The 24,587-nt window shown below is 71.9% G+C and carries 20 protein-coding genes and 1 tRNA gene; 15 read left to right on the forward strand and 6 right to left on the reverse strand.

What is annotated here, in order from left to right:
* Positions 1-92: 92 nt before the first annotated feature.
* The gene (gene xylA / locus ACFU5G_RS18715; protein WP_182619456.1) at positions 93-1,247 is read right to left on the reverse strand and encodes a xylose isomerase; all 1,155 of its coding nucleotides are present in this window, start codon (positions 1,245-1,247) and stop codon (positions 93-95) included.
* 90 nt (positions 1,248-1,337) lie between these two features.
* Here xylA and ACFU5G_RS18720 point away from each other — a divergent pair, with 90 nt between their 5' ends.
* Positions 1,338-2,558: an ROK family protein gene (locus ACFU5G_RS18720; protein ID WP_377247997.1), complete on the forward strand. Its 1,221-nt coding sequence runs from the start codon at positions 1,338-1,340 to the stop codon at positions 2,556-2,558.
* A gap of 51 nt (positions 2,559-2,609) precedes the next feature.
* Here the strand turns inward: ACFU5G_RS18720 and ACFU5G_RS18725 are convergent, their stop codons facing one another.
* Positions 2,610-3,377: a GntR family transcriptional regulator gene (locus ACFU5G_RS18725; protein WP_377248000.1), complete on the reverse strand. Its 768-nt coding sequence runs from the start codon at positions 3,375-3,377 to the stop codon at positions 2,610-2,612.
* Positions 3,378-3,614: 237 nt separating this feature from the next.
* Between ACFU5G_RS18725 and ehuB the strand changes: the two genes are divergently transcribed.
* Genes ehuB through ehuA form a run of 4 tightly spaced genes read left to right on the forward strand, consistent with a single transcriptional unit; the run spans position 3,615 to position 6,718 of the window.
* Positions 3,615-4,556, forward strand: a complete 942-nt coding sequence (gene ehuB / locus ACFU5G_RS18730; RefSeq protein ID WP_377248003.1) for an ectoine/hydroxyectoine ABC transporter substrate-binding protein EhuB — start codon at positions 3,615-3,617, stop codon at positions 4,554-4,556.
* Between the two features lie 8 nt (positions 4,557-4,564).
* Positions 4,565-5,293: an ectoine/hydroxyectoine ABC transporter permease subunit EhuC gene (ehuC, locus tag ACFU5G_RS18735; RefSeq protein ID WP_377248006.1), complete on the forward strand. Its 729-nt coding sequence runs from the start codon at positions 4,565-4,567 to the stop codon at positions 5,291-5,293.
* A complete protein-coding gene (gene ehuD, locus ACFU5G_RS18740) occupies positions 5,290-5,931 on the forward strand; it encodes an ectoine/hydroxyectoine ABC transporter permease subunit EhuD (protein WP_377248009.1) in 642 nt (213 codons plus the stop codon). The genes ehuC and ehuD overlap by 4 nt, the downstream gene beginning before the upstream one ends.
* Entirely contained in the window at positions 5,924-6,718 is a 795-nt protein-coding gene (gene ehuA / locus ACFU5G_RS18745; protein ID WP_377248012.1) for an ectoine/hydroxyectoine ABC transporter ATP-binding protein EhuA, read from the forward strand. The genes ehuD and ehuA overlap by 8 nt, the downstream gene beginning before the upstream one ends.
* A 78-nt stretch (positions 6,719-6,796) precedes the next feature.
* On the opposite strand, the gene ACFU5G_RS18750 is transcribed toward ehuA, so the two are convergent.
* Entirely contained in the window at positions 6,797-7,246 is a 450-nt protein-coding gene (locus ACFU5G_RS18750; RefSeq protein WP_377248015.1) for a MarR family winged helix-turn-helix transcriptional regulator, read from the reverse strand.
* A 158-nt stretch (positions 7,247-7,404) separates the two neighbouring features.
* On the opposite strand from ACFU5G_RS18750, the gene ACFU5G_RS18755 reads away from it, so the two are divergent.
* The gene (locus ACFU5G_RS18755) at positions 7,405-8,253 is read left to right on the forward strand and encodes an aldo/keto reductase (RefSeq protein WP_377248018.1); all 849 of its coding nucleotides are present in this window, start codon (positions 7,405-7,407) and stop codon (positions 8,251-8,253) included.
* Positions 8,254-8,317: 64 nt separating this feature from the next.
* On the forward strand, positions 8,318-9,580 hold the full coding sequence (locus ACFU5G_RS18760) for an MFS transporter (protein WP_377248021.1): 1,263 nt from the start codon (positions 8,318-8,320) through the stop codon (positions 9,578-9,580).
* A gap of 1 nt (position 9,581) precedes the next feature.
* On the opposite strand, the gene ACFU5G_RS18765 is transcribed toward ACFU5G_RS18760, so the two are convergent.
* A tRNA-Arg gene (locus ACFU5G_RS18765) sits at positions 9,582-9,654 on the reverse strand.
* Positions 9,655-9,894: 240 nt separating this feature from the next.
* Between ACFU5G_RS18765 and ACFU5G_RS18770 the strand changes: the two genes are divergently transcribed.
* The 5 genes from ACFU5G_RS18770 to ACFU5G_RS18790 all read left to right on the forward strand — a co-directional run bounded on the left by ACFU5G_RS18770 (position 9,895) and on the right by ACFU5G_RS18790 (position 15,635).
* Positions 9,895-11,664: an ABC transporter substrate-binding protein gene (locus ACFU5G_RS18770; protein ID WP_377248024.1), complete on the forward strand. Its 1,770-nt coding sequence runs from the start codon at positions 9,895-9,897 to the stop codon at positions 11,662-11,664.
* A gap of 30 nt (positions 11,665-11,694) precedes the next feature.
* Positions 11,695-12,663 (forward strand): ABC transporter permease, encoded by a 969-nt coding sequence (locus tag ACFU5G_RS18775; RefSeq protein ID WP_377248027.1) that lies wholly within the window; start codon positions 11,695-11,697, stop codon positions 12,661-12,663.
* 85 nt (positions 12,664-12,748) lie between these two features.
* Positions 12,749-13,687 carry an ABC transporter permease gene (locus tag ACFU5G_RS18780; RefSeq protein ID WP_377248030.1) on the forward strand — a complete coding sequence of 313 codons (939 nt, stop codon included), beginning with the start codon at positions 12,749-12,751 and terminating at the stop codon, positions 13,685-13,687.
* On the forward strand, positions 13,687-14,637 hold the full coding sequence (locus tag ACFU5G_RS18785) for an ABC transporter ATP-binding protein (protein WP_377248033.1): 951 nt from the start codon (positions 13,687-13,689) through the stop codon (positions 14,635-14,637). The genes ACFU5G_RS18780 and ACFU5G_RS18785 overlap by 1 nt, the downstream gene beginning before the upstream one ends.
* A complete protein-coding gene (locus tag ACFU5G_RS18790) occupies positions 14,637-15,635 on the forward strand; it encodes an ABC transporter ATP-binding protein (RefSeq protein WP_377248036.1) in 999 nt (332 codons plus the stop codon). The genes ACFU5G_RS18785 and ACFU5G_RS18790 overlap by 1 nt, the downstream gene beginning before the upstream one ends.
* A 75-nt stretch (positions 15,636-15,710) precedes the next feature.
* On the opposite strand, the gene ACFU5G_RS18795 is transcribed toward ACFU5G_RS18790, so the two are convergent.
* On the reverse strand, positions 15,711-16,586 hold the full coding sequence (locus ACFU5G_RS18795) for a L,D-transpeptidase (protein WP_377248039.1): 876 nt from the start codon (positions 16,584-16,586) through the stop codon (positions 15,711-15,713).
* A 217-nt stretch (positions 16,587-16,803) separates the two neighbouring features.
* Here ACFU5G_RS18795 and ACFU5G_RS18800 point away from each other — a divergent pair, with 217 nt between their 5' ends.
* Positions 16,804-18,123, forward strand: coding sequence for a winged helix-turn-helix domain-containing protein (locus tag ACFU5G_RS18800; RefSeq protein ID WP_377248042.1), 1,320 nt, complete (start codon positions 16,804-16,806; stop codon positions 18,121-18,123).
* Positions 18,124-18,377: 254 nt separating this feature from the next.
* On the opposite strand, the gene ACFU5G_RS18805 is transcribed toward ACFU5G_RS18800, so the two are convergent.
* Positions 18,378-19,619, reverse strand: a complete 1,242-nt coding sequence (locus ACFU5G_RS18805) for an MFS transporter (protein WP_377248045.1) — start codon at positions 19,617-19,619, stop codon at positions 18,378-18,380.
* Between the two features lie 529 nt (positions 19,620-20,148).
* Here ACFU5G_RS18805 and ACFU5G_RS18810 point away from each other — a divergent pair.
* Both ACFU5G_RS18810 and ACFU5G_RS18815 read left to right on the forward strand, forming a co-directional pair.
* A complete protein-coding gene (locus ACFU5G_RS18810; protein ID WP_377248048.1) occupies positions 20,149-24,213 on the forward strand; it encodes a hypothetical protein in 4,065 nt (1,354 codons plus the stop codon).
* A 26-nt stretch (positions 24,214-24,239) separates the two neighbouring features.
* On the forward strand, positions 24,240-24,473 hold the full coding sequence (locus ACFU5G_RS18815) for a hypothetical protein (protein ID WP_377248051.1): 234 nt from the start codon (positions 24,240-24,242) through the stop codon (positions 24,471-24,473).
* The last annotated feature ends 114 nt before the right edge of the window (positions 24,474-24,587 follow it).

Below are 24,587 nucleotides of genomic sequence, written 5' to 3' on the forward strand. Positions count from 1 at the left end.
TGTCGAGACCTGGTGAGGTCTCGACAAGCTCGACCAGCGGTTGTCGGCTCAACCAGCAGTTGGCCAGCTCGACCGGCCGTGATCGGGCCAGGTCAGCCGATCAGGTGGTTCAGCGCCAGCTGGTGCAGGCGCACCAGGCCGTAGTCCTTCTCGGCGAGGGCGTCGACGTCGGGGTCGGCCTCGGCGAGGAAGGAGTCGAACGTCTCGCCCTCGGCGAGCGTCGACTGGCCCAGCTCGAAGATCCCGGCCTGCTCGAAGGCGGCCTGGACCTCGGGGTCCTCGCGGTACTGCTTCGCCTTGGCGGCGAGCAGGTCGTAGGTCTTCATGTTGGCCTTGGCCGACTCCCACACGCCGTCGAGGTACTCGGTGCGCGAGGGCTTGTAGTCGAAGTGGCGCGGGCCCTCGTAGCGGGGGCCGCCGTTCGGGAAGCCGTTCTCCAGCAGGTCGACCGTGAAGAACGCGGACAGCAGGTCGCCGTGACCGAACACGAGGTCCTGGTCGAACTTCGGGCCGTGCTGGCCGTTCAGGTCGATGTGGAACAGCTTGCCGACGTGCAGCGCCAGGGCGATGCCGTGCGTGTAGTTCAGGTTGGCCATCTGCTCGTGGCCCACCTCGGGGTTCAGGCCCACGATGTCGGCGTTGTCGAGCGAGTCGATCAGCGCGATGGCGTGCCCGATGGTCGGCAGGAAGATGTCGCCGCGCGGCTCGTTGGGCTTGGGCTCCAGGGCGATGTTGAGCCCGTAGCCCTTCTCCTTGATGTACGAGGCGACGGTGTCGATGCCCTCGGCGTAGCGCGCGTGCGCGGCGTGGAGGTCCTTCGAGTTGTCGTACTCGGTGCCCTCGCGGCCACCCCACATGACGAACGTGGACGCGCCCATGTCGGCGGCGAGGTCCACGTTGCGCAGCACCTTGCGCAGGCCGAAGCGGCGCACCTCGCGGTTGTTGGAGGTGAACGCGCCGTCCTTGAAGACGGGGTGCGTGAACGTGTTGGTGGTGACCATCTCGCAGACCAGGCCGGTCTCGGCGGAGGCCTTCTTGACGGCGTCGATGTGCTTCTGACGCTCGGCGTCGTCCGAGCCGAAGGGGTAGACGTCGTTGTCGTGGAACGTGAAGCCCCAGGCACCGAGGTCGGCGAGCTTGCGGACGGACTCGGCCGGGTCGAGCTCGGGGCGGGTCGCCGTGCCGAACGGGTCGGCGGCAGGCCAGCCGACGGTCCACAGGCCGAACGAGTACTTGATGTCGCTCACGGGGTCTCCTCGTCGAGGGCGGCCCCGGCATGCGGCGCCGCATTAGTTGTACGGATGAACTATTACCCGGGCCTCGGCTACAGTCAAGGCGTGACCACCGCCGGGACCGCCCACGAGACCACCACGCGGACGGGCCCCGCCGCGGCCCGCCAGCACTCCCTGCGCGAGCACAACCTGGAGCTCGTCGCCCGCGCCGTGTTCGAGGTGCCTGAACCACTGTCCCGCGCGGGGGTGGCGGCCGCGACCGGTCTGGCCCGGGCCACGGTGTCCACGCTGGTGGACCAGCTCGTGGCCGCCCGCCTGGTGCGTGAGCTCCCCGCCGTGACCGGCGGCCGGGCCGGGCGGCCCGCCGTCCCGCTGGTCCCGGCGCCCCGGTCCCTCGTGGGCCTCGGCCTCGAGGTGAACGTGGACTACCTGGGCGTGCGTGTGCTCGATCTCACCGGCGACGTCGTCGCCGACCGCGTGGTCCCGGGCGCGTTCCACGACAGCGACCCCGCCGTGGTACTCGGCCGCCTCGGCGAGCTCGCCCGCGAGGTCTGCGACGGCGTGGCCGCCGCCGGCATGACGGTCGCGGGCGCGCGGCTCGCCCTGCCCGGCCTGGTCGACCCGCGTACCGGCCTGCTGGAGGTGGCGCCCAACCTGGGCTGGTCCTCGCTCGACCCCGTGCCGCTGCTCGGCCTCGGCGACCTGCCCGTCCGCATCGCCAACGAGGCCAAGCTCGCCGCGGTCGCCGAGCTCGCCGGCGGGTCCGACGTCGCGGCCCCCGACTCGTTCGTCTTCGTCTCGGGCGACGTCGGCATCGGCGCGGCCATCGTCGTCGACCGGGCGCTCTTCCTGGGGGAGCGCGGGTGGAACGGCGAGATCGGGCACGTCGTCGTCGACCCCGCAGGGCCGCGCTGCTCCTGCGGCGCGTTCGGGTGCCTGGAGCAGTACGCCGGCAAGGAGGCGATGATGCGCGCGGCCGGGCTGCCGCCCGACGCCCCGCTCGCCGCGCTCGTCGACCGCCTCGCCGAGGGGGACGGGGGAGCGCCGGCCGGGACTGCCCTGCCCGCCGGCCGTGCCCTGGGCTCGGCGCTCGCGGACTTCGTGAACCTGCTCGACGTGTCCACCATCGTGCTCGGCGGCGCCTACACCGAGCTGCTGCCCTGGCTGCGGGCCGACGTCGAGGCCGTGCTCGCGGACCGGGTGCTCGCGGCCCCGTTCGTCGACCTGGACGTCCGAGCGGCGCAGGCCGGCCCGCAGGCGGCGCTCACGGGCGGGGCGCGCGAGGTGCTGCGGGCCGTCCTCGCGGACCCGGCGGCCTGGGTCTGACGCCGGCGCGCCTGCGCTCCGACGTCGGCCCAGGACCCGCCTGACCTGCGGTTACATCTCGTCCGGGGCGTCGATCGGGCCGAGCGTGATCGCCGGCGCGTCGGCGGGCTCCTCCAGCGTCTCGACGGGCTCGCCCTCCTTGCCGAGCAGCCGCGCGACCGCGCCGTCGAGCATCTTGGTGATGACCGTGACCAGGCCCTCCTCGTCGCGCGCCTCGAGCCGCTCGACGATCACGGCGTGCGCGTCGGCGGTGTCCTTGCGCACCACGTACTCGTCGCTCACGGAGAAGGTGGCCATCCGCACCTCGACGATGAGCGTGGTCATCCAGCGCGTGAGCCAGGGGTTGCCGGTCGCTGCGACGAGCGCCCAGTGCAGGTTGAGGTCGGCCCCGCCCACCCGGCGCGCGTCGCCCGTGCGGTTCGCGTCCACGAGCTCGTCGTGGGCGCGGCGCACGCTCGCCACCGCGTCGTCGTCCCCGGACCGGACGAGCAGCCGGGCCGCGGTGATCTCCACCGACTTGCGCGCCTCGTAGAGCGCCGGGAGCCGCTCCCGCGAGATCGTCGCCACGCGCATGCCACGCCCCGGCGTCGCGACCAGCAGCCCCTCCTGGACCAGGCGCTGGGCGGCCTCCCGCAGCGGCCCGCGGCTCACGCCGAGCTGGGTCGCCACCTCCACCTCGCGGATCGGCGAGCCGACGGCGAGCACGCCCGCGTACACCGCGTTGCGCAGCTCGGTCTGGATCAGGTCGACCGTCGAGGGACGCGTCACGCGCGAGAAGGACGGTGCGGTCGCCAGGGTGGCCCGTGGCGGGTGGGACATCGGTGCTCCTTCCGTGTGCGCAACGTCGATGAGGACATCATCCCCGGTGCGCGGGCATCGGTGCGGCCACGGCGGTAGCAGGGGTGGCGCCGGCCGGGTGAATCCGCAGATTGTAGACAATCATAATGTCGAACGCTAGATTGTCTGAACGTCGCCATTCCGCTACGGTGGCGAGCCGTCCGTGAACTCCAGCCCACCCGGGCTTTGCTTTTGTGCCGGGGTGGCGTGAAGGGAACCATGTCTAGATCAAGCGTCCGCCCGGTCCGCCGAGCCGTCCTCGCCGCAGGGTCCGTACTCACCCTGGCGGCGCTGGCCGCGTGCTCCCGCGTCGACACGAGCGGAGCCGAGGGCGGCGCCGGTGCCCTCGAGAACCTGCAGAACAAGGGCACCGTCACCGTCGGCTTCGCCGGCGAGGAGCCCTACAGCTACGAGGACGAGAACGGCGAGCTCACCGGAGCCACCGTCGCGCTGCACCGGGAGATCTTCTCCGAGCTCGGCATCGAGACCGTCGAGGGCGTGAACACCGAGTTCGGCTCGCTGATCCCCGGCCTCAACGCCAACCGCTTCGACGCCGTGAGCGCCGGTATGTCCATCCTTCCGGAGCGCTGCGAGGAAGCCTCGTTCAGCGAGCCCGAGTTCATGTACACCACCGCGTTCATGGTCCCGGCGGGCAACCCGGACAACCTGACGGACATGCAGTCCGCCAAGGACGCCGGCGTCAAGCTCGCCACCATGAGCGGTGCGATCGAGGGCGACTACGCCGCGTCGCTCGAGATCGACAACACCGAGGTCGGGACGCCCCAGGACGGCCTGGACGCCCTGACGGCGGGCCGGGTCGATGCGTTCGCACTGACGGCCATCTCGCTCAACGCGCTCGCGGCCAAGTCGGACGCCGACATCGAGGTCACCGAGTCCTTCGTGGCCGAGATCGACGGCGTGCCGCAGATCGGCGCCGGCGGAACCGTCTTCCGCACCAACGACACCGAGCTCCGCGACGCGTACAACGAGAAGCTCGCCGAGATCGTCGCGGACGAGGACCGCTACCTCGACATCGTCGGCGAGTACGGCTTCACCGCCGCCGAGCGTCCGGTGGAGGGCATGACCACCGAGAAGCTCTGCGACGGTGACCTCGAGACGCTGGCAACCGAGCTCGCCCCGGAGCTCGGCCTGGACGGCTGATCCAGCCCGTGTCCGACAATCTCGAATACCTCGTCAACGGACTGCCCCGGCTCGGTGAGGGCATCCTCGTCACGCTGGAGCTCACCGTCGGTGGCGCGGCCCTCGCATTCCTGGTGGCCATGCTGCTCGGTCTCGGGTCGCGCGGCCGATGGTGGTTCCGGGTGCCCTCCCGGGTCGTCGTGGAGTTCTTCCGCGGGACGTCGCTCGTCGTGCAGCTGTTCTGGCTGTTCTACGTGCTGCCCGTGTTCGGCTTCCAGCTCGAGTCGCTCGCCTGCGGCATCCTCGCGCTCGGCCTGAACTACGGTGCGTACGGCGCCGAGGTCGTGCGCGGCTCCATCAACGCCGTCCCGCAGGGGCAGTGGGAGGCGACGACGGCGCTCGACATGAGCCCGGCCCATCGCCTGCGGCGCGTGATCCTGCCCCAGGCCTGGCCGCTGATGATCCCGCTGTTCACCAACCTGCTCATCCAGCTGGTGAAGGGCTCCGCCCTCGCCACCTACATCCTGCTGCACGACCTCAACTACTTCATCGAGCAGATGCGGCGGGGGACCCAGGACACCGTGTTCTCGTACGTCGTCGGGCTCCTGCTCTACTTCGCGATCGCCTACCTGCTCACCCTGCTGATGAACGCCATCGAGGCGCGGGCCAAGAGCCGGGTCGGCATCGGGCCGACCCCGCGTGAGGTGCTGCAGGTCGCGCCCGTGCCCACCACCCAGGGCGGAGGTGTGTCCGTATGAGTTTCACCTGGAGCTGGGACCGTGTCGGCGAAGTCCTTCCGCTGCTGATCGACGGCCTCTGGATCACGCTGCTCGCGACCGTGGTCGGCATGGCCATCGCGTCGGTGCTCGGCCTGCTCGTCGCGCTCGTGCGCCGCTCGAAGCTGCGTGTCGTGACGATGCCCGTCGGTCTGCTGACCGAGTTCATCCGCTCGACCCCGCTGCTCGTGCAGCTGGTCTTCGCCTACCTCGTGTTCAGCAGCACGCCACCCCTGGTGATCGGCTGCATCGTGCTCGGTATCCACTACGCGACGTACCTGTCCGAGGTCTACCGCGCCGGTATCGACGCGGTGCCGAAGGGGCAGTGGGAGGCGGCCGTCGCCCTCGACCTGCCGCGCTCGCGCACCTGGGGCGCCGTCGTGCTGCCGCAGGCCATCCGCAACACCCTGCCGGGGCTCGGCAACTACGCGATCTCCATGTTCAAGGAGACGCCCTTCCTCTTCGCCATCACGGTCGTCGAGATGTTCAACGCCGCGCAGAAGTACGGCGCAGCGAAGTTCGTATACATCGAGGCGCTGACGATGGTCGGACTGCTCTTCCTCATCGTGAGCTACCCGACGTCGATGCTCGTGCGCCGATTGGAGAACCGCCTTGCCTAGTGCCACCACCCAGGACGCCGTGGACACCCCGGCGATCGAGTTCCGTGGGGTCGTCAAGCAGTTCGGCGACAACACCGTGCTGGACGGCCTCGACTTCACGGTCGCGAAGGGCGACCGCGTGACGCTCATCGGCCCGTCCGGTTCGGGCAAGACGACGATCCTGCGGCTGCTCATGACGCTCGAGGAGGCGGACGGCGGTCTGATCTACGTCGACGGCGAGCCGTACACGCACGAGATGCGTGGCGACAAGCGCGTCGCGCGCAGCGAGAAGCAGCGCGGGCTCGTCCGCCGTCGGGTGGGGATGGTGTTCCAGCAGTTCAACCTGTTCCCCAACATGACGGTGCTGGAGAACATCATCGAGGCCCCGATCCACGTGCTCGGCTGGCCCAAGGCCAAGGCGGTCGCCAAGGCCGAGCACCTGCTGGAGCTCGTCGGCCTCTCCGACAAGCGGGACGCGCGCCCGACCCAGCTGTCCGGCGGGCAGCAGCAGCGGGTGGCCATCGCGCGGGCCTGCGCCATGGAACCCGACATCATGCTGCTCGACGAGGTGACCTCCGCGCTCGACCCGGAGCTCGTGGCCGACGTGCTCGGCGTGCTCCGCAACATCGCCGAGACCACGGACATCACCATGCTGATCGTCACGCACGAGATGCAGTTCGCCCGGGAGGTCTCCAACCGGGTCCTGATGTTCGACGGCGGCAAGATCATCGAGGAGGCCGACCCGGAGACGATCTTCACGTCGCCGGAGAACGAGCGGACCCAGGAGTTCCTCCGCGCGATCCTCTGACCGGACGGCTGAGACAGGGCGGCCGGCCCGACGCACCTCGTGCGCCGGGCCGGCCGCCTCGTCGTGTGCCGGGTCCGGTCAGACCCCTGCGCCCACGCCGCCCAGCGTGCCCACGAGCAGGGCCAGCTCCGGCACCTGTTCCGCCTCCTGCAGCGCCTCGTGCAGCGCGCGGTCGTGCGTGGGGCGTGCGGCCACGAGCAGCTTCTCGCCGGCCTTGGTGAGCTCGGTGTAGATGCCGCGCCGGTCGTCCTGGCACAGCACGCGCGTGAGCAGCGCACGGTCCTCCAGGCGGTTGACCAGGCGTGTCGTGGCGCTCGGCGAGAGCGCGGTGGCTCGGCCGAGCTGCTGCATGCGCATGTGCCAGCCGTCCTGCCGGGACAGCGCGTCCAGCACCGTGTACTCCACGACGGACAGGCCGTGCTCGGCCTGCAGCGCGCGCTCCAGCGCGCTGTCGATCATGCCGTGCAGCGCGGCGAGCGTTCGCCAGCCCTGGGCACGGATCTCGACGGCGTCGTCGGCGATTCCCATGGGCCCTCCTTCGCGGGCGTGATTCCGGTCTCCAACTATAGCGCTTGTGCAACTAGTGCGCGCGTGCAACTATCTAGGAGGCGCGTGCAACTAAACGCGTCCGCCAGGTGTCCGCGTACGCACAGTGGGCACCGTTCGGAGAACAGCAAGGAGCCCTCATGTCTTCCCCCGCCTCGACCCCCGCCGTCGCCCTCCCCAACGCCGCCCGCCCGGGCGCGACCATGCCGCAGGTCGGGTTCGGCGTCTTCCAGGTGCCCGACGCCGAGACCACCCGCGCCGTCGGCCACGCGCTGGAGGCCGGGTACCGCAGCGTCGACACCGCAGCCGTCTACGGCAACGAGGCGGGCGTGGGCCGCGCGCTGGCGGAGTCCGGCCTGGCTCGCGAGGACCTGTTCGTCACCAGCAAGCTGTGGACCGACTCGATGGCGCGCGACGCCGTCCGGCCCGCCCTGGAGCGCAGCCTGGAGCTGCTCGGCCTCGACGCCCTCGACCTGTACCTGATCCACTGGCCCGCGCCGGGCCGCGGGCAGCACGTCGCCGCCTGGGAGGGGCTGATCGAGGCCCGCGACGCCGGCCTGGTCCGGGAGATCGGCGTCTCGAACTTCCAGCCCGCGCACCTCGACGCGATCGTCGCCGCGACCGGCGTACGCCCCGTCGTCAACCAGGTGGAGCTGCACCCCGCCCTGCAGCAGCGTGAGCTGCGCGCCCACCACGCGGGCCTGGGCCTCGTCACCGAGGCGTGGAGCCCGCTCGCGCAGGGCGCCGTGCTCGACGCCGCCCCCGTGACCGACGCCGCCGCGGCGCACGGCGTCACCGCCGCGCAGGTGGTGCTGCGCTGGCACCTGCAGCACGGGAACGTCGTGATCCCCAAGTCGGTCACACCCGCGCGCATCGCCTCGAACCTCGACGTGCTCGGGTTCGAGCTCACCGCGCAGCAGGTCGCCGCGATCGACGCCCTCGACCGGGACGGCCGCACCGGCCCGCACCCGGACCGCTTCGACGGCTGACGGGCGCGGGCCCGGGGCCCGCGCCGACCAAGGACCAAGCACCACCACCTCAAGGAGCACTGTCATGCCTGTCGCCCTGTGGGCCCTCGCCATCGGGGGCTTCGGGATCGGCCTCACCGAGTTCGTCATCATGGGCCTGCTGCCCGAGGTGGCCACGGACTTCGGCGTCACCGAGACCGTCGCCGGATACCTCATCTCCGGCTACGCGCTGTCCGTCGCGGTCGGCGCCGTCGGTCTCACCGCCGCCCTGACCCGGGTGGACCGCAAGAAGGCCCTGCTCGGCCTGATGATCCTGTTCATCGCGGGCAACCTGGTGTCCGCCGTGGCGCCGACCTACGAGCTGATGATGCTCGGCCGGGTCGTCGCGGCCCTGTGCCACGGCGCGTTCTTCGGCATCGGCGCGGTCGTCGCGGCCGACCTGGTCGCCCGCGACCGGCGCGCCGCCGCCATCTCGATCATGTTCGCGGGCCTGACCGTCGCCAACGTGCTGGGCGTGCCGTTCGGCACCCTGCTCGGCCAGGCGGCCGGCTGGCGCTCCACCTTCTGGGCCATCACCGGCATCGGCGTGCTCGCGTTCATCGGGATCACGCTGCTCGTCCCGGCCCGGGTGGGGGTGCCCGACGACGTCGCGGGGCCGAGCGGGCAGACCGGTCCGGGCCTGCGCGGCGAGCTCGCGGCGTTCCGCGCGCCGCAGGTGTGGTTGTCCATCGTCGTGACGGTGCTGGGCTTCGGCGGCATGTTCGGCGCGTTCACCTACATGGCGTTCACGCTCACCGAGGTCAGCGGGTTCGCGAGCTCGACCGTGCCGTGGCTGCTGATCCTGTTCGGGGCGGGCCTTTTCGTGGGCAACCTGGTGGGCGGCAAGGCCGCGGACAAGAACCTCGGGGCCACCCTGCTCACCCTGCTGGTGCTGCTCACCGTGGTCCTGGCGGTCTTCGCGCTCACCGCGACCAGCCAGGTCGCGACCATGATCAGCCTGGTGCTGATGGGCGCCGTCGGCTTCGCGACCGTGCCGGGGCTGCAGATGCGGGTCATGCGGCACGCGTCGGCCGCGCCCACGCTCGCCTCGGGCGCGAACATCGCGGCCTTCAACCTGGGCAACGCGTTCGGCGCCTGGCTGGGCGGGCTGACGCTCGCCGCCGGGCTCGGGTACACGTCGCCGCTGTGGGCCGGCGCGGCCGTGACCCTGGTCGGCGTCGTCGTGATGGTGGTGGCGATGCTGGTGCGGGGCGGGGAGCGGGCCGAGGCGCGCGCTGCGCGCCCGAAGCCGGGGCGTCAGGGGCCCGAGCGTCCGGCGGTACCCGCCGGACAGCTCGTCGACCAGTAGGTGCGCCTGGGCAGACTCGAACTGCCGACACCCGCTTTAGGAGAGCGGTGCTCTATCCACTGAGCTACAGGCGCCCGCGCCTCTCCCAGGGGAGAGCCACGTGCGGCGGGCCGGGTGAAGCCCGGACCGCGCCACACAGCCTACCGGCCGCCCGGCCCGGCGCGCTAAGCGCCCGGGTCGGGCGTAGGTGTCAATTGCGCAACATAGGTGACAAACCTTGACCAATACCTCGCCGAGGCACAACGATGCTCAGCAACCCGGCGCGACGAAGCGCCTGGTCCGCACGACGGCCGTGCGGGCGGAGAGGATCGACGATGTTCCTTCGACAGACCAGGTCCCGGGGCGTGCTCGCCCTGGCGGCGGCCTCCGTGGCCGGCGTGCTGCTCGCCGGCTGTTCCGGCGGCGGTGGGAGCGCACCCACGACGTCCAACCCCTACGCCTCGGCGGAGGGAATGGACTCGGCCAACGAGCTCGTGGCCGAGTACCCGCGCGAGGAGACGCTCTTCACGAGCGGCACCCAGTGGGGCCCGCCCACGTCGTGGAACCCGATCCCCAGCTCGGGGCACGCCACGGGCGCGCGCGGCCTGGTCTACGAGCCGCTGTTCCAGTTCGACCCGATCACCCTCGAGCTGACGCCCTGGCTCGCCGAGGGCGGCGAGTGGACCGACGACAAGACCTACGAGCTCACCCTCCGCGAGGGCCTGACCTGGCAGGACGGCGAGACGCTCGACGCCGACGACGTCGTCTTCACCACCGAGCTCGGCAAGGTCGACGCCGTGCCGTACAGCAACGTGTGGACCTGGCTCGACAAGGTCGAGGCGACCGACGCGACGACCGTCAAGTTCACCTTCTCCGACCCCCGCTACCAGGAGTGGGACAACTGGCTCTACAGCACGATGGTCGTGCCGGAGCACATCATGGGCGACTGGTCGGACGAGGAGCTCCTGTCCAACCCGAACGAGGACCCGATCGGGTCCGGCGCCTTCAAGTTCTCCGCCGTCGGCCAGGACCGCATGGTCTGGGAGCGCAACGACGACTGGTGGGCGCGCAGCGAGCTCGGCTACGAGATGCCGATGAAGTACATCGTCGACGTCGTGAACACCTCCAACGAGGTGGCGCTCGGCATGATGCTGTCCGGCGGCCTCGACCTGAGCAACAACTTCCTGCCCGGCGTCAACCAGCTCGCCGACTCCGGCCAGGTGAGCACGTACTACGACGGTGAGCCGTACATGCTGGCGGCGGCGTCGGCGAACCTGATCCCGAACCAGACGCGGCCCCCGATGGACGACGTCGACTTCCGGCAGGCGCTCGCGCGGTCCATCGACGTCGACAAGATCGTGACGAACGCGTACGGCGGCCTCGTGGCCAAGGCGCACCCGTCGGGCCTGGTCCCGGCGTTCGAGGAGTACTACGACGAGGACGTCGTGGCCGAGCACGGCTTCACGTTCGACGCCGAGGAGGCCAAGTCGATCCTGGCCGACGCCGGCTACGAGGACACCGACGGTGACGGGTTCGTCGAGTCGCCCGACGGCGAGGCGATCGACCTGAAGCTCATCGTGCCCGCGGGCTGGACCGACTGGATGGAGGCCGCGCGCGTCATCGCCGAGGACGCCTCCGCCGTCGGCATCAAGGTCACCGCCGACTTCCCCGACGCGGGCGCCGTCGACGACGCGCGGGCGACCGGCGACTTCGACCTGGTGATCAACGGCAACGCGGGCGTGAGCAACACGCCGTGGACCTACTACAACTACGCGTTCTACCAGCCGATCCAGGAGCAGATGCTGGCGGGCAACTTCGGCCGCTACGAGGACGAGGAGGCCTGGGAGCTCGTCGAGGACCTGTCGCGCACCGAGAGCGGCACCCCGGAGTTCTCCGAGACGCTGTCGAAGGTGCAGGAGAAGTTCATGACCGACCTGCCCGCCATCCCGCTCTGGTACAACGGCGCGTGGGCCCAGTACAACGAGTCGCAGTGGACCAACTGGCCCAAGGAGGGCCGCGAGGACGCGTACTTCCCGGTGATGTGGAACGGGTACGTGCAGATGGGTGGCATCAACACGCTGCTCGCCCTCGAGCCGGCCTCCTGACGTATGCGCGGCTATCTCGCTCGTAAGACCGTGATCTACGGACTGACGTTCGTCGTGGCGGTCACACTGAACTGGCTGATCCCCCGGCTCATGCCGGGGGATCCGGTCCAGCGGATGGTGGCCCGCGCCGCCGTCCAGCACCCCGAGACGATCGCGGCCATGACCGCGTACTACGAGCAGACGTTCGGGCTCGACCTGCCCCTGTGGCAGCAGTACCTGAACTACTGGGCCGCGCTGTTCCGCGGCGACCTGGGCACGAGCGTGTGGCTGTTCCCCGCGCCCGTGGCCCAGGTCGTGCTCGACGCCGTGCCGTACACGCTGGGCATCATGATCCCCGCGATCCTGCTGAGCTTCGTGGTCGGCAACAGCGTGGGGGCCATGGCGGCGCGCAGCCGCTGGCTCGACAACGTGGCGCTGCCCGTCGGGTACCTCATCACGGCCATGCCGTACATGTGGCTGGCGATCCTGCTCGCGTGGGGCTTCGGCGTCGCGCTCGGGTGGTTCCCCGTGGCGGGCGGCTACGACTTCGGCCTGGTGCCGCAGTGGTCGTGGGCGTTCGCGGGCGACGTGCTGCAGCACTGGGTGCTGCCGTTCCTCTCGCTGTTCCTGGTCTCGCTGGGCGGCTGGGCGATCGGCATGCGCAACCTGATCATCTACGAGCTCGAGTCCGACTACGCGAACTACCTGTCCGCGCTCGGCGCGCCCAAGCGGCTCGTACGGCAGTACGCGTTCCGCAACGCGATGCTGCCGCAGATCACGGGCCTCGCGCTCCAGCTCGGCACCATCCTGGGCGGCGCCCTGGTGACCGAGATCGTGTTCGCCTACCCGGGGCTGGGCAAGCTCGTGCTGTCCGCCATCCAGAACCAGGACTTCTTCCTGCTGCAGGGCACCCTGCTCTTCGTGGTGATCGGCGTGCTCCTGGCCAACTTCGTGATCGACATCGTCTACGTGCTGGTGGACCCCCGCACGCGGACCGGACTGACGGGGGCTACCGCATGAGGCGGAGGCGCAGAGGAGCGTGGGGGCCGAGGAACGAGGCACCCGCGCGGAACGGAGCCGCAGACTCATGCGGAAGGAGCGGAGCATGACGGCGACACAACCCGCGGCCGCGCCAGGGACCGAGGCGGCCGAACCGACCGTGGCAGCCTCGGCGCCGTCGGCCGCCCGGAAGCCCGGGGGAGACGTACGCGAGACGCTGTACTTCGCGCTGCGCAACCCCAAGGTCATCATCGGCTCGGTGGTGGTGCTCGCGTTCCTGCTGCTGGGTCTGCTCGGGCCGCTCTTCCTGAAGAACGCGCCCATGGACTACGCGGGGCCGCCCATGGCACCGCCGTCCGCGGACTTCCCGTTCGGCACCACGACGTTCGGTCAGGACGTCTTCGCGCAGTTCGTCGCCGGCCTGCGGTCCACGTTCCTCGTGGGCCTGCTGGGCGGCGGCGTGGCCGCCGTCATCGGCATGGCCATCGGGTTCGTCGCGGGCTACCGCGGCGGCCTGATCGACGAGCTGCTCAACATGCTCACCAACGTGGTGCTGGTCATCCCGGGCTTCGTGGTGCTCATCATCATCAACGCCTACCTGGGCGTGCGCAGCGTGCCGATGCAGGCGCTGTACATCGGCGTGTTCAGCTGGCCGTGGGTGGCGCGCGCGGTGCGCGCGCAGACCCTGTCGCTGCGCTCGCGGGACTTCATCGACCTGGCGCGGCTGTCCGGGGTGGGGGTGGGCACGATCCTGCGGCGTGAGGTCGCGCCCAACATGTACTCCTACCTCTTCATGACGTTCGTGCTGCTGTTCGGCGGGTCCATCCTGACGGCGGCGTCGCTCGACTTCATCGGGCTAGGGCCCACCAACGCGATGTCGCTCGGCCTGATGATGAACCAGGCCGTGCAGTGGAGCGCGCTCCATCTGGGGCTGTGGTGGTGGTTCATCCCGCCGGGGCTGGGGATCACGCTCATCGTGGGCTCGCTGTACATCATGAACGTCGGTCTCGACGAGGTCTTCAACCCCAAGCTGCGGGAGATGTGATGTCCCTTTCCGTGACCGACCTGCGGGTCCACTACCGCACCCTGCGCGGCGACGTGAAGGCGCTGGACGGCGTCACCTTCGAGGTGGCGGACGGCGAGATCATGGGCATCGCCGGCGAGTCCGGCTGCGGCAAGACGACGCTCGGCAAGGCCCTCATCCGCCTCGACACCCGCATGAAGCACGCGGGCGGCACCGTCGCCCTCGACGGGGAGAAGCTCCCCATCGCCGACGACGGCGCCATGCGGCGCCACCGGTACCGCGAGGTGTCCCTCATCCCGCAGTACGCGATGTCCGCGATGAACCCGACCCGGAAGATCGGCCGGATGATCCGCGACCTCCTCGCGGCGCACAACGTGCGCTACGCGGAGGTGCTCCCGGAGCTCGAACGGCGCCTGAAGCTCGTCGGCCTCGACGCCGAGGTGCTGAAGCGCTACCCGATCGAGCTGTCCGGCGGCATGAAGCAGCGCGTGGTGCTGGTGCTCTCCACGCTGCTGAACCCGTCGCTCCTGATCGGCGACGAGGTGACGTCCGCGCTGGACGTCTCCTCGCAGAAGGCCGTGGCCCGCGCGCTCGTCGAGTTCCGCGACCACGGGTTCGTGCGGTCCATGATCGTCATCACGCACGACATCTCCGTGCTCTTCCAGGTGGCCGACACCATCCTGGTCATGTACGCCGGTCACCTCGCCGAGAAGGCACCGGCCCGGACGATCATCGACGAGCCCCTGCACCCGTACACCAAGATGCTCATCGGGGCGCTGCCCAAGGTGGGCGACCGGTACGAGGAGCAGCAGCTCGAGGGCATCGAGGGGCGGCCGCCGTCGCTGCTCGACCCGCCCGCGGGCTGCCGGTTCCGGGCCCGCTGCCCCCTGGCTCATGACAAGTGCGCCGAGGCCCCGCCCTTCCGCGAGGTGGCCGAGGGCCACCAGGTCGCGTGCTGGGCGGTGAGCTGATGCTGACGATCGAGGCGCTCGACAAGGTCTACAAGACCGGCACCTTCGGCACCTCCGACCTGCACGCCGTGCGGCAGGTCAGCCTCGACGTGCAGCGCGGCGAGGTGGTCTCGCTCATCGGGGAGTCCGGCAGCGGCAAGTCGACCATCGGCAAGATGGTGCTCCACCTGCTCGACTCCACGGGCGGCAGCATCACGTTCGACGGCCGCGACGTCACCCGGCTCGGGTTCCGGGCCCGGCGCGACTACTACCGCAAGGTCCAGGGCGTGTTCCAGGACCCGTTCAGCTCGTTCAACCCGATCTTCAAGGTGGACCGGACGTTCGAGACGCTGCGGCGCTCCTACTTCCCCCGGGTGTCGGGCGTGGCCTGGCGGGAGAAGCTGGAGGAGGCGCTGGGCGCGGTCAGCCTCGAACCCGGCGACATCCTCGGCAAGTTCCCGCACCAGCTCTCCGGCGGGCAGCTCCAGCGGCTGCTCATCGCGCGCGCCCTGCTGCTCGACATCGAGCTGCTCGTGGCCGACGAGATCATCTCCATGCTCGACGCCTCGACCCGCATCGACGTGCTCAACCTGCTGGGCGAGCTCAAGGGACGCGGCCTCGGCATCCTGTTCGTCACGCACGACCTCTCGCTCGGCAACTACGTCTCCGACCGGGTGGTCATCCTCTACAAGGGGCGTGTCGTGGAGCGGGGCGCCACCGCCGCCGTCTTCGACGACCCGCTGCACCCCTACACACGCGACCTGCTCGCCTCCGTTCCGCACCTCGACCGGACCTGGGACGAGGTCGAGGCGGAGGAGTCGCAGCGGAGCGCGCGCCTGGCCGGGCGGTGCCTGTACCACGAGGCGCTCGCGGCCCAGGGGCGTTCGCTCGGCGACGAGGTCGCCGCGGGTTCGGTGAGCGGCCCGGCCGACGACGTCGGCCTGGTCGAGCACGCACCCGGCCACTTCGTGGGGTGCTTCCGCAAGGCGGCGGACGAGGAGTGCCCCGCGGGAGCGTGAGCCGGGCGGTCGTGAACCGGGCGGTCGTGAACCGGCCGGTCGTGAACCGGCGGCCCGGTGCTGGTCCTGGCCCGGTCAGGCCTTGATCAGCACCGGCACGCCCGGTTCGAGGTCCGTGAGGCGCTCGAAGTCGGCGCTGGTCAGGCGGACGCACCCGTTGCTCACGGCCTGGCCCTGTCCCTCGCCGACGTGCAGCGCGGTCGCCGCGTAGTCGGTCCCGTAGAAGCCGTCCAGCGACTCGCTCTGCATCGACAGGAACACCGACATCCCGGTGTTCACGGCCTCCGTGACCGTGAACACCTGGGTGAGGCCGAGCGGCGTCGGCGTCTCGGCCGCGCCGACGGCGGCGGGGAGCTCGTCCTGGGTGCCGTCGGCGTGGGTGAGGGTCACGGTGCGGTCCGACAGGTCGACCACCACCGAGCGCTGCTCCTGCTCCTCGACGACGTCGCTCGCGCGCAGCCAGCCGGAGACCCCGTTGACCTTGTCCGGGTCGTCCGACGGCAGCGCGCCGCGGCCGTACGGGATGAGCACCTTGACCCAGTCGGTCTCGCGTTCGAGCACCAGCCAGCGGGCGTCGGCGTCGTAGTAGTCGGCCTCCAGGGCGAGCACCGGCGGCTCGGTCACGTCCGGCTCGACCCAGACCGGGACCTTGCCCTTCCTCGGCTCGACCACCGCACCGGGCAGGCCCTCGAGCGAGTCGAGGTGGGTGTGCGGCAGCTCGGCGGGGAGCAGGGCGTCGATGTCCGGCGTGGGCAGGGCCGCCAGCGAGTAGCCGGCGGCCTGCGGCGCGGCCTTGGCCGGCGTCGGGCTGGCGGACGGCGACGGGCTCGCCGACGGCGCGGCGTCCGCCGTCTCGGCCGGGCCGCGCAGACCCAGCCAGACGGCCGTCCCGACGACCGCGACCAGCGCGACGGCCGCCACCCAGATCCAGGCCTTGCGCCTCTGCGACATCTGCTCGTTCTCCCCTGTGCGACTGCGCTGCCCGCGCCCGGTCCCGACGTCTGGTCCATCGTGCCCTGCGCGGGTGCTGTGCGCAGCAGCCAGCGACGATACCGGGTTGTCACAGTTGTCCGATATCTTCGTGCCCGCACCCGTGTCGATCCGAACTGTTGTTCGGTCCCGGCGCCCGGGCAACGACCGACAGGCACCCGACGAAGGAGAGATCACCGTGGCCACCGCCGACCGGGCGTACCCCGTGACGAACGTCCCGACGCGCCGTTCCCGCAACCTGGTGCTCACCGGCGCGATCTCCGTCGCGCTGATCTCCACCGGGTCCGCCTACCTGGCGATGGTCCAGTTCGGCATCGACGTGCTCGCCATGAGCCAGGGCACCGCGTACGCGACCGCCGGCGTCTTCGAGCTGTCCCTCGTGACCGTGGCGCTGCTGGCCCGGGAGGCCGCGCGGGACAACCGGCCCGGCGGCACGCTGCTCGCCCTGACCTGGCTGCTCTCCTCGGCGTCCGGCGTCTTCGCCGCCTGGCACGAGGCGTACATCGGCCACCCCGTGGGCGCCGTCCTGTTCCGGTTCATCGTGCCGCTGCTCGCCGCGCTCATGTGGCACCTCGCCCTGATCGGCGACCGGCACCTGGCCACCGGCACGTCCTGGTCCGCGCTGCGGCAGTCCGCGCGCATGCACGCCCTGTTCCTCACCACCGAGGACCTGTTCCGGGCCCAGAGCCTGAACGACGGGTCGCGCACCGCCCGCCGCCGGCTCGCGCGGGCCGAGGCCGGCCGCCGCCGGGCCCGCTCCGTCGCGCTGCGCACCGTGCCGCCCACCGAGATGCGCGCCCAGGTCGCCGCCTGGTGCGAGGCGCTCGCCGCCGTGGGCGACGGCACCGCCGACGTCGCCCGGCTGCACGCCGCCGACCGGCAGCGGCTGACCGGCATCCTCGTGGACGAGCCGATGGACGGCCGACCGATCGACTCGCGGCTCGAGGTCGGCGCGCCCGACTACGAGCAGTGGGCGGCGGACGCCGTCGCCGCGGAGTTCGGGGAGCGGGGCGGCGTCGGGGAACGGCCGTACGCCGACGGCCGTTCGTCTTACGACGCCGACGGTCGGCCGCGCGAGGGCGGCGACCGGCCGTACGACCTCGGCGAGGGCCGGCCCGTGGGGCGCACCGCGGCCCTGGACTCGCCCCGGCAGTCCGTGAGCGAGCGCGCCCCGCAGCCCGACGCCGTGTTCGACCAGGCCGAGCCGGAGCCCGACGCGGCGTCGGTCGCGTCGGTCGCGGAGGCACCGGTCACGGAGCCTGCCGAAGCCGCGGCGCAGGCCACGGCGAACGTCCGGGACGCGATCCCGCGTCGTCGTACACCGCGCCGCAACACCCAGCTCGGCACGCAGGACGCCGAGCGGATGATCGACCTGCGGACCAAGGGGCGGACCTACCGCGAGATCGCGGAGGAGGTCGGCGTCAGCCGGTCCACGGTCGGCAAGCGCATGCGCGAGTTCACGGAGACGGGCTCGATCCCGATCGTCAAGGCGCGCTGACCGGCGCCGGGGTTGGCGGGCTCGACGGGCCCGCTGGGCGTGTTGGGTGCGCTCGGCTCGTCGAGATCGTCGTGGTCGGCAGGTCGCCCTGGACCTCACCTTTGAGGCCTAAGTTTCTCCGCTCTGCGTCGCCGCAAAGCGAAGAAACTTAGGCCTCAAAGGGAAGGGCAGCCCCGGGCTCTGAGCCTGGGGACCCCGTCGTCGTCCGGCGACCCGGGCCCTCCTGGGCGACCCCGTCGTCGTCCGGCGGGCGGTCAGTCCGCAGCCTTGGCGTGGGCGACGTTCGCCAGGGACCGCCACACCAGCAGCAGCGTGATCCCGGATCCGGCGAACGCGAACCACCACGGGGCCACCAGGCCCCAGTGCTCCGCGACGACGCCGCCGATGCCCTGCCCCACCACGAGGCCGCCGAACACGCAGATCATGTTGATCGACGCGACGCGGCCCTGGAACGCCTTGGGCACCGCGCGCTGCCGCACCGTCGTGGACAGCGTGCCCCAGACGAACGCGTAGACGCCGAACTCGAACATGATGGCGATCGCCACCAAGCCGTTGGTGGTCAGCGCGAACGCGCCGTGGGTGAGCACCTCCAGCGTGAGGCAGACGCGGATGAGCGTCGCCAGGTTCACGTGCCGCTCCAGCCAGCCGTAGATCAGGATGCCCACGATGCCGCCCAGGGCGCTCGCCGTGGTGAGCAGGCCGTAGCCCACCTCGCTCATGTGCAGGTGGTCGAGCGAGTACTTCACGAGCACGCCCCACGGGGCCGCCCAGGTGACGTTGAAGACGAGGATGACGACGCACAGCGTGCGCACGGGCGGGTGGTGCCACACCCAGCGCAGTCCCTCGGCGATGTCCTTGCGGACGTGGGAGTCGCCGTCGCGCACGGTGGTGAACGACGCGCCGGCCGGGGCCGTGATGCGCGAGACGAGCACGATCGCCAGCGCCGCGCAGACCACCTGGATCGCGAACGGCCAGACCATGCCGACGGCGAAGAGGAACGCACCGACCGGCGGCCCCACGAGCTGGTTCGCGGCGAGGAACCCGGCCTGCATGCGCTGGTTGCCCGCGCCGAGGTCGGCGGGGGCCACGAGGGTGGGCAGGAGGGTCTGCTGGGTGGTGTCCGCGAAGACCTCCGCGGTGCCATAGAGGAACATCGCGGCGAGCACCATGGCGATGCTCACCGTGCCCGTCCCGATGAAGACGCACAGGACCGCGATCACGAGTGCGCGGATCGCGTTGGCGACGATGACGACGAGGCGCCGGTCGAGGCGGTCGGCCAGCGCGCCGGCCCAGAGGCCGAACAGGAGCCAGGGCAGTCGCTGCAGCATCGCGGCGAGGGCGACGAGGAACGCGCTGTCGGTCTGCGAGGCGACCAGCAGGGGTCCCGCGGCCAGTGCGATGCCGTCCCCGACGTTGCTCGTCCACGACGACGAGACGAGCCAGCGGAACGACCGGCCGAGCCGGCGGGGGAAGACTGCCTCGACGAGTGCGCTCACAAACGTTCGAGTCTAGGAGTCGCCGTCCAGGCTTTTTTCCGGGTCCGCGTACGGTGCTCCGGAAGGGCGAGATGTCGCCCTTTTCGGGGCCCCACGCGAGGCGAAAACTTGCACCTCGACAACGGCTTTGAGACGTGTTTGCCGCAACCTGGACGATCGTCCTAGTCGGTGTTGACGTCCGCCAGGAACAGGTGCACACTCTCACAAGACGGTGCGCATCGCCCGCCCCCTGCGCGGTGCGCACCGTCATTACCCCGGTGGACCTCGGTCCACCTGCTAAGCCCCTTCGGACCCCCTGCCGGAGGGGCTTTTGCATGTCCTGGGCCACCGCGCCGGGTGTCCCGCGCGGCTCCGCCGGTTGTCCCCGACCAACCCGCCGTCGGCCCGGATTCACCCCCGCGGAGCCCGTCCCGGGCACAAGTCACCCGGGTGACTTCCGGGTCCGTCGCGCCGGGGGCCGTGCGGGGTGCGGTGTGTCGCGCGGCGTGGCGTCCGGACCTTGCGGACACCGCGCGGTTAGTTTGCTGGGGTGAACGCTGCACGCCGCCAGACCGCAGCCGCTCCCGAGATCTCGGTCGACCTGTCCGAGGAGCTCTCGGCCGCGCTGAAGGACGAGAACGTGGACCAAGCCGCCGAGCTTGCCGCGTCGGAGGCCCAGGGGTCCACGCCGGACACCGCCCGGGACCCCATGGCCGAGTCGGTCGCGCAGTGGCGCGCCGGGCTCGTCCGCCTCGCGGGAGGGTCCTCCCTGGCCGACGTCGGACTGCTCGGTGAGGCAGTTATCGACCTGTCGGCCGCGCACCCGTCAGGGGTCGCCCAGCTCTTCGCGGGCCGGCCCACCCGCCTGTCCAGCCTGATCCGCGAGGCCGGCGCGCTGCCGACCGCCCGCCGTCGGGCACGGGCCGTGGCCGCGCGCTCCGCGGAGCACGCGCAGCGCTACGGGGTCTCGCCCACGTACCTCGCGATCGGGGTGGCGACCTGGACCGAGCGCCCCGCTCCCGGCGGCGCGAACGGCGGCGCCAACGACATGGAGGCGATCACGCGGGTGCTGGGACCGGCGTTCTCGTCGGGGTCCTCGGCGTCCGCCGCCGAGCCGAGCGGCGACTCCGCCGACAGCCCCGCCGACGCGCCCGCGCTGACCGGGTCCGTGCCGATCGTGACGCTGGCGATGCCCGCGAACGGCGCCGCCCCGGCGTCCGACGACGACGACCAGGAGCCACGCGTGGTGCGCGCGCCCGTGCTGCTGCGGCCGGTCATGCTGACGCCGCGCAGCGACGGTGAGGGCGACTACGACATCACGCTCGATCCCACCGCCGAGATCAACCCGGTGGTGGCGCGCACGCTGCGCGCGCACGGCGCCCTGCTCGACCCGAACGCGCTGGCCAAGGCGACGTTCACCCTCGCAGGCTTCAACCCGACGGACGTGCTGGACCGGGTCGCGAGCCTCGGCTCCGCGGTGCTGGGGGAGTTCCGGCTGGACCGGCGGATGCTGGTGGGCACGTTCGTGCACCCCGGCCAGGTGCTCGTGGACGACCTCGACGAGCTCGGGTCGGACCTGCGGGACCACGAGGTCGTCGCGGCGCTCGGCGGCGTCGACGCGTCGGTGACCAAACTGGGCAAGATGGAGCTGCCCGAGACGCGCGTGGGCGACGCCGACCCGGCGCACGAGCGCGGCGTCGGCGACCTCGACCCGCACCAGCGGCACGTGGTCGACGCCCTCGCGACGGGCAGCCACCTGTTCGTGGACGCGCCGGTCGGGTCGGACGTCGCGGGCACGCTGTCCGCCGTCGTCGCCGAGGCGAACGCGAGCGGGCGCTCGGTCCTGTACGTACCGGGTCACCGCCGGGCCGCGGACGCGCTGGCCGCGCGCCTCGACGCGCTGGGCCTGGGCGGGCTGCTGCTCGACATCGCGCCGGTGCCGACCTGGCGCACCTCGACGTCGCGGCGCCTGCTGGAGGCGATGGCGCCCGCGCAGGAGCGCATCGACGCCGACGAGGTGGCGCGCGTGCGGGACGCGCTGATCGGGTCGCGGGCGCAGCTCGCCGGGTACATCGAGGCGCTGCACCGGGTGCGCGAGCCGTGGCGGGTCTCGGCGTACGACGCCCTGCAGGCGCTGGCGCGGCTCACTTCCGAGCGGCCGGCGCCCGCGACGCGCGTGCGGCTCGACCCGGAGTCGGTGCTGGCCCTCGGCACGGAGCGCCGGGCCGAGCTCGCGGCCGACCTGGAGCGGGCGGCCGAGCTGGGGGCGTTCACGCTCAAGTCCTCGTCGAGCCCGTGGTTCGGCGCGCACATCCTCACGGACGACGACGCCCGCTCCACCCTCGCGCGCGTCACCCGCCTGGGCGAGCACACGCTGCCGGAGCTGCGCAAGCAGATCGAGTACGTCTCGAAGGTGACGGGCCTGGTCGAGGCATCGACGGCGCGGCAGTGGGGCGAGCAGCTCAGGATGCTCGGCGGCATGCGGGGCACGCTCGACGTGTTCCAGCCGATGGTCTTCGAGCGCACCGCGGCCGACATGGTGCAGGCCACCGCGTCGCGCAAGCAGCGGGCCGACCAGGGCGCCGAGATGGGCTGGCTGGAACGGCGTCGGCTCAAGCGGCGCGCACGCGAGATGGTGCGCCCCGGTGTGCGGGTCCCGGACATGCACGCGGCGCTCGTCGAGGTGCAGCGGCAGCGCGAGGTGTGGCAGGCGCAGTGCCCACGCGGCGGCTGGCCCACGCTCCCCGAGGGGCTCGCCGGCGTGGAGGAGACCTACGAGGCGGTGCGCATCGACCTCGAAGCGCTCGAACCCGTGCTGCGCTCGTCGCAGGCGGGCGGCGAGCTGCTCGACCTCGACCTGTTCGCCCTGGTCCAGCGCCTCGCCGCGCTGTCCGAGACGCAGGACGCGCTGGCGCCGCTCCCCGAGCGGACGGCGCTGCTGCGGCGCCTGCGCACCACGGGGCTCGACGAGCTGGTCGACGACCTGGGGGAGCGCCGCGTCGAGGCGGACCTCGTGGGCCCGGAGCTCGAGCTGTCGTGGTGGTCGTCGGTGTTCGAGCAGATCCTGGCCCTCGAGCCGGACCTCGCCGGGCAGGACGGCGCCGGGCTGGACGCGCTCGCGAGCCGGTTCCGCGAGCTCGACCGCCGGCACGTGGACTCACTGTCCGCGCCCGTCCGGGCCGCGGTGCGCGCGCACCTCGGCGCGGCGATGCGCGACGAGCGGGAGGACGCCGAGGCGCTCTACGCGACGCTGGTCGGCGGCGGCCTGAGCTCGATGCGCGACCTGGTCAAGGAGCACGGCTCGACCGTGCGCCGGCTGCGCCCCACGTGGGTGTCGACGCCGACGATGGTGCCGCACCTGCTGCCCGCCGAGAAGAGCGCCGACCTGGTGATCCTCGACGCCGTGCAGCACGTGCCGGTCGAGGTGGTCGTGCCCGCCCTGGCGCGCGGTCGGCAGATCGTCGTGGTCGGTGACCCGCGGTCGGCGTCGGGCACCGCGGTGCGGGACCTCGCGCGGCTGCTGCCGCGCGTGACGCTCCAGCCGGAGCCCGCGCGGCGCGACCCGCGGCTCACGGGCCTGCTGGCCGAGCACGGGTACGAGGGCATCATGCGGCCCGCGCCGCTGCCGCGGACCGAGGCGCTGGTGCACTTCTCGCTCGTGGACGGCACCGGCATGCCCGACCCCGTCTCCGGCACCGTCGAGTCGACGAGCGCCGAGGTGGAGCGCGTGGTCGACCTGGCGATCGAGCACGCGATGACCCGGCCCGAGGAGACCTTCGGCATCGTCACCGTGACGGCCGCCCACGCGGACCGCATCCGCGAGCGGCTGCTCGCCGAGGTGCGGGCCAACCCGGCGCTGGCGCCGTTCTTCGCGGGCTCGCGGCCCGAGCCCGTGGTGGTCGCCGACGTGACCGGCGTGGCCGGCCTGGCGCGGGACACGATCGTGCTCACCCTGGGCTTCGGGCGGACGCCGCACGGTCGCGTGCTGCACCGGTTCGGCGTGCTGGGCGACGGCGGCGGCGACGCGATGCTGCTCGGCTCGCTCGGGGCGGCGCGCAAGCGGCTGCACGTCGTGTCGTGCTTCCCGGCCTCCGACCTGGACCCCGAGCGGCTGCGCGGCCCCGGGCCGCAGATGCTGGCGCGGGTGCTGTCCTTCGCGCAGGAGCGCTCGGGTCTCGCGGACCAGGTCGAGATCGGCAACGGCGTGGACGTCGCGCGGTCGGTCGACCGGCTGGTCGTGGACCTGGGGGAGCGGCTGTGGCGGTCCGGCCTCGTGGTCGAGACCGACTACGGCCTGCCCGGCGGCGACCGCATCCCGCTCGCTGTGGGACACCCCGACCTGCCGGGCGAGCTGCTGGTGGCCGTGCTGACCGACGACGCCGCGTACGTGGCCGAGCCCTCGATCCGGGTGCGGGACCGGCAGCTCGCCGAGCAGCTGGAGCGCCTGGGCTGGGTGGTGGCGCAGGTCTGGTCGGCGGCCGCGTTCCTGGATCCGGACGCCGAGGCCGAGCGCGTGCGCCGCGTGGTGCTGTCCGTGCGGGACGCCCGGGTCGGGCTGGCCGGGGGTGTGGCGCCGGCGGCTGAGCTGGTGGTGCCGCAGGTCCTGGACGACTGAGCGGGCGGTGGGGCGACAATGGTGTCGTGAGCGAGCCCGAGAACCGACCGGCCGAGTCCGCACCGGTCGGCGCCACGCCCCGGCGGCGGGGTCCGCGGCGCGCCGTGCGGCGTGGGACCGAGCGTGAGGTGGTGCTCGGCGTCAGCGCGGACGAGCGCCCGGCGGGCTGGAGCGAGGGGGCCGACGGCGGGGCCGCCGAGGCCGGCCACGGCTCGAACGACGACCAGCTCCGCCGCGACGTCCCGCCGCACTGGGGCTGACCGGCGGGTCGTCCGGCGCGCTGGGGCTGACCGGCGCGTCGGCGATCTCGCCGAACGCGTGGTCGGCAATATGGCGGATGGTCGGTAGAAGGTCAGGTGGTCGGCAGCTCGAGC

This window comes from Promicromonospora sp. NPDC057488 (assembly GCF_042802395.1).
Classification (GTDB): Bacteria; Actinomycetota; Actinomycetes; order Actinomycetales; family Cellulomonadaceae; genus Promicromonospora.

Coding starts and splice junctions, on each gene's coding strand:
- ACFU5G_RS18795 (WP_377248039.1), bottom strand. CDS start 16,586: ATGTCGCAGAGGCGCAAGGCCTGGATCTGGGTGGCGGCCGTCGCGCTG.
- ehuB (WP_377248003.1), top strand. CDS start 3,615: ATGTCTAGATCAAGCGTCCGCCCGGTCCGCCGAGCCGTCCTCGCCGCA.
- ACFU5G_RS18770 (WP_377248024.1), top strand. CDS start 9,895: ATGTTCCTTCGACAGACCAGGTCCCGGGGCGTGCTCGCCCTGGCGGCG.
- ACFU5G_RS18780 (WP_377248030.1), top strand. CDS start 12,749: ATGACGGCGACACAACCCGCGGCCGCGCCAGGGACCGAGGCGGCCGAA.
- ACFU5G_RS18760 (WP_377248021.1), top strand. CDS start 8,318: ATGCCTGTCGCCCTGTGGGCCCTCGCCATCGGGGGCTTCGGGATCGGC.
- ACFU5G_RS18755 (WP_377248018.1), top strand. CDS start 7,405: ATGTCTTCCCCCGCCTCGACCCCCGCCGTCGCCCTCCCCAACGCCGCC.
- ACFU5G_RS18790 (WP_377248036.1), top strand. CDS start 14,637: ATGCTGACGATCGAGGCGCTCGACAAGGTCTACAAGACCGGCACCTTC.
- ehuD (WP_377248009.1), top strand. CDS start 5,290: ATGAGTTTCACCTGGAGCTGGGACCGTGTCGGCGAAGTCCTTCCGCTG.
- ACFU5G_RS18725 (WP_377248000.1), bottom strand. CDS start 3,377: ATGTCCCACCCGCCACGGGCCACCCTGGCGACCGCACCGTCCTTCTCG.
- ACFU5G_RS18750 (WP_377248015.1), bottom strand. CDS start 7,246: ATGGGAATCGCCGACGACGCCGTCGAGATCCGTGCCCAGGGCTGGCGA.
- ACFU5G_RS18785 (WP_377248033.1), top strand. CDS start 13,687: ATGTCCCTTTCCGTGACCGACCTGCGGGTCCACTACCGCACCCTGCGC.